At 60.8% G+C, this 1,859-nt stretch carries 2 protein-coding genes; both read right to left on the bottom strand.

Going from position 1 to position 1,859, the window contains the following annotated elements; genetic code table 11:
• Positions 1-5: 5 nt before the first annotated feature.
• Positions 6-347 (bottom strand): AtpZ/AtpI family protein, encoded by a 342-nt coding sequence (locus tag P792_RS24070; protein WP_023977839.1) that lies wholly within the window; start codon positions 345-347, stop codon positions 6-8.
• A gap of 127 nt (positions 348-474) precedes the next feature.
• A partial coding sequence (locus P792_RS24065; RefSeq protein ID WP_023977838.1) for a chloride channel protein occupies positions 475-1,859 on the bottom strand: 1,385 nt, incomplete at its 5' end.

The following is a 1,859-nucleotide window of genomic DNA, read 5'->3' as shown; positions in this document are numbered from 1 at the left end:
CCCCGTCAGACGTTGGCGTTTTTCACCGCACGCCAGACATTCAGCATTCCTGCTGCACCGCCGATGAGCGAGAACAGGATCAGGAAGAGCGGTCTGGTGCCACACAGGCGATCAAGCCCGTATCCCACAACCACACCGACAACCAGCGCCGCGACCATTTCGGTCCCGATCCGCATTGCCAGCCCGAATGCCGAATAATCGGCATTGCTTTCATCCCCTGTGGAAACCGAGTCCGACTTTCCGCTTTTGCCGCGCATCCGGAGTTCTGCATCGGCCAGCCTCTTGTTGAAGCTGTCGGCGCCTTGCTCCGCCTGCGAGGAAACGTTCAGGTCGTCCTGTGCGCCCACGATTCCATACCTCGCTTTTCTCCCCTGTGCGGGGAGTCCTTGGTGCGCGTCTGCTACCCATGTCGACGTGTCGTGTCAACGCCTCGTAACTGCAGGACAATGATTTCTTGGCCCTGTCATGACTGCGTTACTGGCCCCTCACCTCGCCTGTCAGCTCACGTCTCGTTCTGTCCAGTGCCTCTGCGTAACGACGCAGCACATATTTCTCGCTCAGCAGCCCCACGACACGACGCGAGAGACGATCGGCGATCACAACAAGGGCATCGGCCTCGGCCTGCTCGAAAAATGCGGCTGCTTCCCGGCAGGTCATCTCCGGCAGCAGCGTCATATTCTGATGCAGGGCCAGATCGCCAAGCATCCTGTCATCGGGGTGATCGGGCGCATGGACCTCGGAGAGAAGCACGATCCCACGATATGTTCCGGATGCATCAACCAACACGATCTGCGGCGTTGCACCAAGAGGACAGCATTGCCGCGCCTGACCAAGCAGGGTGTCGGGAGTGAAACATGTCATCTCATGGCGCATCATCCGCCCCACGGTCAGTTCACGCAGCCAGCTGATATCGATGGCAGAGCGAATCGATTCGCCGCGCTGATGAAAGCGCCATGTGGCAAATGAGTAGCCAAACAGACGCCGCACCGTGAGCAGGGACATCACACTGGCCAGCAGAACACCGCTTGCCAGAGAGAGATCCGCCGTCATCTCAAGGATAAGGCAGGCCATGGTCATCGGCACACCGATGATCGCCACCGCCGTGGCACTCATGCCAAGAATGGCGCAGGTTGTGACCGACAAGGCCGCCGGGAAGAGCGCCGTCAGCCCATGCCCGAAAATCGACCCTGACAACACGCCGAGAAAAAGCGAAGCGAAGAACAGGCCGCCGCGAAAACCGCTCCCGATCGAGATGGACGAGGCAACAGCCTTGAACACCAGCAAAATGACGAGTGTCGAGACTGGCAACCCTTCGACCAGCACCTTACGGACTGCTGCGTGGCCCGCAGACAGGATGGATGGCGAGTAAAGGGCGAGGCCACCCACCATCAATCCGCCAAGACCGGGCCTGACCCAGCCCGGCAGGGAGAGGCGTCTGAAGAAATTCTCGGCAAATGTCACGCCATACATGACGGCAATGCCGGCAAGACCGCATGTGACGCCAAGGAGCATGACCGGCAGGCTGTCACGCATGCCCAGAGCAGCATGCGGCAGCATGGTAACCGTCGCCGTTACCCCGCCAAGCAGGCGGACAACACCGACAGCGCTGATACTGGCGATCGCGACAGGGGCCAGATTGACGAGGGAATACGTCCCGATCACCAGCTCAAAGGCATAGAAGGCCCCTGCCAGGGGAGCATCGAACGCCGCGCCAATAGCGCCCCCCGCACCGCATCCCACCAGGATACGCATATCGGCGCGGCGCACGCGGAACAGAGCGCCACATCGTGAGCCCAGAGCCGCAGCAATCTGCGAGAACCCGGCTTCTAGGCCGAGCGAGGCACCACAGCCATTGGACA

The organism is Asaia sp. SF2.1 (assembly GCF_000505765.1).
Classification (GTDB): Bacteria; Pseudomonadota; Alphaproteobacteria; order Acetobacterales; family Acetobacteraceae; genus Asaia; species Asaia bogorensis.
This window is presented reverse-complemented; position numbering and strand designations above follow the sequence as displayed.